This is a genomic window from Cryobacterium sp. MLB-32 (assembly GCF_000738085.1).
Lineage (GTDB): Bacteria > Actinomycetota > Actinomycetes > Actinomycetales > Microbacteriaceae > Cryobacterium.
Window position 1 is genome coordinate 1 of record NZ_JPRS01000143.1, and the last position, 6,033, is coordinate 6,033.

General features: G+C 63.8%; 6 protein-coding genes. 3 read left to right on the top strand and 3 right to left on the bottom strand.

All coding sequences use genetic code 11. The features are described from left to right. Together JF66_RS23665 and JF66_RS23670 are read left to right on the top strand one after the other, a co-directional pair. A partial coding sequence (locus tag JF66_RS23665) for a hypothetical protein (protein ID WP_035878953.1) occupies window positions 1–446 on the top strand: 446 nt, incomplete at its 5' end. A gap of 32 nt (window positions 447–478) precedes the next feature. Next, entirely contained in the window at window positions 479–625 is a 147-nt protein-coding gene (locus JF66_RS23670) for a HipA N-terminal domain-containing protein (protein WP_197059413.1), read from the top strand. A gap of 362 nt (window positions 626–987) precedes the next feature. On the opposite strand, the gene JF66_RS13425 is transcribed toward JF66_RS23670, so the two are convergent. After that, window positions 988–2,151 carry an epoxide hydrolase family protein gene (locus JF66_RS13425; RefSeq protein WP_035878954.1) on the bottom strand — a complete coding sequence of 388 codons (1,164 nt, stop codon included), beginning with the start codon at window positions 2,149–2,151 and terminating at the stop codon, window positions 988–990. A gap of 62 nt (window positions 2,152–2,213) precedes the next feature. On the opposite strand from JF66_RS13425, the gene JF66_RS13430 reads away from it, so the two are divergent. Then, on the top strand, window positions 2,214–3,203 hold the full coding sequence (locus tag JF66_RS13430; protein WP_035878956.1) for a YafY family protein: 990 nt from the start codon (window positions 2,214–2,216) through the stop codon (window positions 3,201–3,203). A gap of 16 nt (window positions 3,204–3,219) precedes the next feature. Here JF66_RS13430 and JF66_RS13435 read toward each other — a convergent pair whose 3' ends face one another. Then, window positions 3,220–4,119, bottom strand: a complete 900-nt coding sequence (locus JF66_RS13435) for an arginase family protein (protein ID WP_081882385.1) — start codon at window positions 4,117–4,119, stop codon at window positions 3,220–3,222. A gap of 744 nt (window positions 4,120–4,863) precedes the next feature. After that, the gene (locus tag JF66_RS13440) at window positions 4,864–5,910 is read right to left on the bottom strand and encodes an FAD-binding domain-containing protein (RefSeq protein ID WP_369798023.1); all 1,047 of its coding nucleotides are present in this window, start codon (window positions 5,908–5,910) and stop codon (window positions 4,864–4,866) included. Between the last annotated feature and the right edge of the window lie 123 nt (window positions 5,911–6,033).

A 6,033-nucleotide genomic window follows, 5' to 3' on the forward strand; every position in this document is an offset into this window, starting at 1 on the left:
CCCCGGTGGTCGCTCACCCGCGGTCGACCGGCTCGGATTGCAATGGCGCTGTCATGAACGCCACCAGACGCACCGGTGCCACACCTTCCACCTCTGAGGTTTGGCGTACCCCTGGCCTGATAGTCGCCGGTCTCACGGTGCTCAGTTCGTTGTTCTCGCTGCTTCACTACACGCCGCTGCAGTTCGTCTCGGTGAACCTGATCCAAGCGCTCGTGGTGGTCGTACTCGGTGCCATCGCCGCGCTTGGCTGTCTACTGAGGTTGCCCGTGCTCCTGCTTGCAAGCGGAGCAATCCTGATTGTCGTCGGGCTGGTGCGCCTCGTCACCTACGATGCGACGATCGGCATCATTTCCGGCTCGGTCAACGCAGCCGCCCTCATGGTCGGGCTGGGTATCGCCCTCATCTCGATTTGGACTACCTCGCGGCCAATGCCGGAGAAGAACTAACAACTTCTCTATTTAGCAATTGCAACGGGGCGTTGCGTATCCGCAACTTCTTCGCCGAGCTCCTGCCCGCGGGCACCGCACTCGACCGTCTCGCAGCCGAGATGAGGGTGTGCAGTGACGCCGTCATCGCGCTGTTGGCCCAATTCGGCCGGGAAGTCGTGGGTAGCGTTCAGGTTTAGGACCAGGAGGCGCTGGGGGAGCCGCGCAGTCCCACACTCGCCCCGCGTGACGCGACCGAAGTCCGGCGGCACGATCCTGGCGGGGGTGCGAGACAAGATCGTGCTTGCTCGACAGGGCGATCATCGGCAACGCGTCATCGAGCGGTACGACCGATCGCCAGACGCTCCCGCAGGGACGCATGCACCAGGAGGACACAAACTAGGCCCTAGGCGCATCAAAGAACGAGACGTACCAGGAGTTCGGCGGGAAAGTGTCGCTGAAACGAATAGCGGATGTCGTCGGTCGCGACAAGCTGGCACCGCCTAATTAGGGTGCCGAATTTGGGGGAACGGCGAATTCGACCGGTCGTTGCAACGATTTGTCACCGGTGGATTTCTCGCAGGAAGCTGCGGAGGTCGTCGATAAGGAGTTCGGGCTCTTCGAGGGCGGCGAAGTGGCCGCCGCGGTCGCCGATATCGTTCCAGCGCACGATTGTGTTCGCGTCGGTCGATTGTGAGTGGATGCCGACGTCGTGCGCGAATTGGATCGCCGCGGTCGGGACTCCGGAGTTTCGCGGCGCGGCGCCCCAGGTGTTCTGCGCGTAGCCGACGTACGCGGACGACCCTCCGCTGGCGGTGAACCAGTACAGCGAGGCGTTCGCGAGGATCCACTCGCGTCCGAGGATCTCATCAGGCAGCGTCTCGAGGGGCCAGGTCCAGGCGCGGAATTTGTCGAGCATCCAGGTCAGCTGTGCAGCGGGGGAGTCGGAGAGAGCGACACCGATGAGGCCAGGCCTGGTCGACTGGATAGCGATGTAGCCGCTCTCCTCTCTCATGAACGTGGTGACGAGCTCCAGCCGATCCTGGTCGCGCGCGCTCATCGCAGCCCGGGCGCCCTCGCCGACATCGCTGGGAAAACTCAACGCTCCGTTGACGTGCACGCCGATCACGCGTTCGGGTGCGACGCGGGCGATCTCCGGGGAGACGGTAGCGCCGAGGTCGCCGCCGTGGGCAGCGAATCGGTCGTAGCCGAGCCGGTCCATGAGGTGGATCCATGTCTCGGCGATGTGCGTGGTGGTCCAGCCGGCGCTGTGCAGTGGTGTGGAGAAACCGAAACCGGGTAGCGAGGGGATGATCAGATGCATGGCATCCGCGCGGTCGCCGCCGTGGGACTCCGGGTCGGTGAGTGGGCCGATGAGATGCAGGAACTCGAGGAACGATCCCGGCCAGCCATGGGTGAGAAGCACCGGTGTCGCATCTGGCACGGTGGAGCGTACGTGGGCGAAGTGGATTTGCTGGCCGTCAATGACCGTCGTGAACTGCGGGACCTCGTTAAGGCGCGCCTCGAGGTCGCGCCAATCGAATTTGGTCGCCCAGGCGCTGACGAGTTCTTGAAGGTAGCCGCTGGGGATGCCCGTGTCCCAATCATCTCCGGGCAGCGGGGCCGGCATCCGCGTGGCGCGAAGGCGTGAGGTGAGATCGTCGACATCTGCTTGCGGAATGTCGATACGGAAGGGAGTGATCGTGGTGTCCTGGGTTGTGGTCATGAGGCCACTGTCGCAGGCAAGGCGGACAGGTCTTGTCCTACTCATCGGGGAGGATGGAATCCATGTGGGATACGTCTGGACGGCTGCTGCGACTACTGGCACTCCTGCAACGAGCGCGTGAATGGAACGCCGTGCAACTCGCCGAAGAGCTTGGCGTGACGCCGCGCACCGTGCGGCGGGACATCGGCCGGTTGCGGCAACTCGGCTACCCCGTCACGACCGTGCTCGGTGCCGGCGGCGGATACCACCTGGAAGCTGGGGCAACATTGCCGCCGCTCATGTTCGATACCGCTGAAGCCGTCGCCGTCATGCTCTCCCTCCGCGACACGGTCGCCACTGGCGTCACCGGCACCGCAGACGCCGCCTTGAGCGCGTTCGAGAAACTGCAGCGGGTCATGCCACCGCGGTTGCAGCCCGTCGTTGAGGGTTTCCTGGACCACACGAGCAGCCTTGATCTGGGGACAGCAATCGGTGCGCCGACTGAACCGGTCAACATCACCACACTCGTCATCCTCACTCGCGCCTGCCGCGAAGAACGACAAATCCTCTGCCGGTACCGGCGGCACTCAGGCGAGACCAGGAATCGACACCTTGAACCGTTACACCTCGTACACACGATGGGTCACTGGTACCTCCTCGCCTACAGTCTCGAGTCCGCTGAATGGCGTATCTTCCGGATCGACCGGATCAGCGACCCGGCGATAGTCAACAAGCCGAACTATCCGCGGATGCCGCCCGCCAACGACCTCGACGAGTACGTGACGGCTCGTGTCCTAACCGGGTGGCGGCAGGTCACCGGAACCGTCCGCGTTCATGCTGCCCTCGCCACGGTCGAACCCTGGATAGAAGAGGCATGGGGAACAGCCACGGAGGAAACGGCGACCACCTGCATCGTGAAGGCGGGTGCCGACACCTATCTGGCCATGGCCCGGTGGATGCTCCTCATCGGCGCCCACCTCACCGTTCTCGAGCCAGCCGGACTTCGCACCGCGTTCGCGGAACTCGCAGCGGAAGCCACCCGCATCGCCGCCGACGATCCCGCACTCAATTGAACGACTTGACGATGCCTCAGGGGTGGACCTGGCGCCCGAGGTCTGCCAGGCCTGTTGCAAGAATGTCGACCACGAGCGCGGCGTAGCGTCCGTCGGGATCAAGGTCGGGATCGAAAACTGTGACCTGGGCTCCGATCGCTGTGGGGGCCAGCTCCGTGAGTAGTTCGACGAGTTGATTGGGGTTTAGGCCGCCGGGATCGGGGCTGTCAACGGCGGGCATGAAGAGGGGGTCCAGCACGTCTACATCGAGGTGCAGCCAGTAGCTGGCGTTCCCAGTGACGGCCCGAGCGGCTTGTGCCGCGTCTGGCATTCCGATCTCAATTGACTCGCGCGCAGGCAAGGCGAGGCCGAGCGAGCGGCGCACCTCGTCAAGATGTTCGTCGTCGTCTCGGCATCCGATGTGAACGGTTTGGGCCGGCGAGAAATACGGTCCGAGGCCGTCGATGTCGGCCACTGCTGGCCAGTGTTCACCAACGGCTGCCGCGAGATCCTCTCCCGCAACGCTGGCGCACTGATCGGAGTTGCCGGGATGGCGGAAATCCGTGTGCCCGTCGATATGAACCAAGCCCGTGCCGCCCGGAAGGGCGAGCCCGGCCCCCAAAATAAGACTGCAATCGCCTCCGATCACCAGTGGTGCTCTGCCGTCGGCGATCACTCCCGCGATCCTGCGTCCGAGGCGCCGCGCGTGGTCGACTAAAGCAGTTTCGTTTCGCACCTGACCAGCAGCCCGACTGGAGTCGTCATCGACGTATCGGCCCGGCAATACAACACCCCCATCAATGGCCCCGCCCGCCAGGAGACGGCGGAACAGTCCCGCTTCTCGCAACGCCTCGGGTGCCTTGCACGTGCCCGGCACGCTTCCCAGCTCAGGAGGTCGCAGTCCCAAGTTGGAGGGGGCGGAGAAGATTGTGATCACCCACCCAGACTGTCAGGTTCCCACAACCCTGTCAGCCTCGACCCAGGTCCTCGTAAATTTGACGAACTGCCACAGTCGAAGTGAGCGGGAGCGGAAGGGCCACTGCGACATTTCGATGCTGGGGCGCGATGGACCGGGGCCGATGCCAGCTGCGTCGCAGGTGAACCGGCACCTGGGCAGCAGCAGCGCGTTCAAAGATCGCGAGCCGGGAGCCGCGACTAACCGTTAACAGCTTTGAAGACCGACTCTGCTGTAGCGCCAGGCACGCACGCTGCGATGGCAGCCTTCGTCGTAGGCAAATCTGCACCTTCCGCAGCGAGCGTGTAGAGAACTTGACCCTTCACGATGTGCACGTCCTGCATGCCATCTAGGGCGAATCATCAGGCGGCCGAGCACGGCGATGCCGTGTCAAGGGGCAACTCTTGAGGGGTCTCCTGCACGGTTAGGTGACAGCAGCCGAAATCCCTGGAAAATACTGGTGGCAGGGCATTTCCTCGACGATGTGAGGTAACGACGATACTCTCCGCGTGCTCCTCCAATCTGGGCACGGCGTTGTGAAATACATCGCAGTATTGACTGAACATCGCCGGTGCCCCGTTGGCCTCCGAAGTAGGGGTTTTGCGCTTTGCGATTTCCCCGAATGCCTAGTAGGCAGTTGCCGACGCTCCAAGCATTGTGCCGCGTTATGTGTCCGGCGGATGCTCGACTCTGCTGATCGTGTCGCCCTGTGTCAGGGTCCCGGGTCTACAAGCCCTGCTGGCGCAGCAGTTCAGGAATACGCTCGCGGAAAGGGAAGAACCCGCGCGCGGCGTAGGGCCAGGCGAGCGTGTCCCAGCGCCGCCTGACGGTCGTGACCGTTATTCCCTCAGAGGCGAGAGCGGCGCCGAGCGTCAGCATCCGTTGCTGCACCGGGCCTACCGGTGCGTTCGGCATAACCACCGTATCGAGGCGTTCGGACTCCGCCCACTTCAGAACCGTGGAGGGGAGCGCATCGGGCAGCACTCTCGCCGGTCGCCCGAGGGCGTCTAAGGCCCGCGTGGCAGCGTCATCGAGGGCGGATGCCGTGAATCGCCGCACTGCATCCGAGGCGCCGGAGGGCGAGCGCTCGTCGGCATCGGTGGATCCGGCGATAGCCACGAGTCGGCTGTTCGAATCCAACCAGGAGAACTCGGCGCGCAGGCTTGCCGCGTCCAGATCCTCTTCGTGCAGCAACAGCCCCACTCGGGCGCCCAATGGGGTGGACTCGGCGGGAGCAATCGGTGCCCGCGTGGGCAGTGGCTCTTCGATGATCGCTCGTGCCGACGTGGCGAGTCCAGACGGCGAGAACCGGCCCTCGGTGTAGCGAGAAATGTTCGATGCCGTCGCGAGGTAGGTCTTTCCGGCTGTCTGGAGCCCGGCAACCCACCGCCAGGAGAGCGTGTTGGAGGCGGCATCGCCATCAAGAAGGTGTCGATAGAAGAAGTCCGCACCGAGTTGCCACGGCAGGCCGAGCGTGAAGATCCAGATGCTCGCAAACCACATGCGGGTGTGGTTGTGCAGGTATCCGGTGTCCACAAGCTCACGCACCCACGCATCCATCGCATCAATGCCGGTGTGCCCAGCGATAGCTTCGCGGTAACCTCCGGAGCGTGTGTCACTCGCGAGCCCGAGCTCGGCCACATCGCGGCGATACCGTCGCCACACCTCTGGATTCTGCTCGAGCCATCCCTTCCAATACGTCCGCCAGAAGACTTCCTGCACAAATTTCTCGCATGCACCAAACCGATGCCGTTCAAGCACAGCCGAGACCACTTCGCGCTCGGTCAGGAGTCTGTGGCGGAGGTACGGAGAGAGACCGGAAACGTTCTCACGAGAGGGTCCCGTGTCGTGATTGCGGTCTCGCGTGTAATCTAACCCCGCATGAGGGACGAACAG

Bases quoted from the DNA above. Each gene is read 5' to 3' on its own strand.
- JF66_RS13425 (WP_035878954.1), bottom strand. From the start codon at position 2,151: ATGACCACAACCCAGGACACCACGATCACTCCCTTCCGTATCGACATT.
- JF66_RS13430 (WP_035878956.1), top strand. From the start codon at position 2,214: ATGTGGGATACGTCTGGACGGCTGCTGCGACTACTGGCACTCCTGCAA.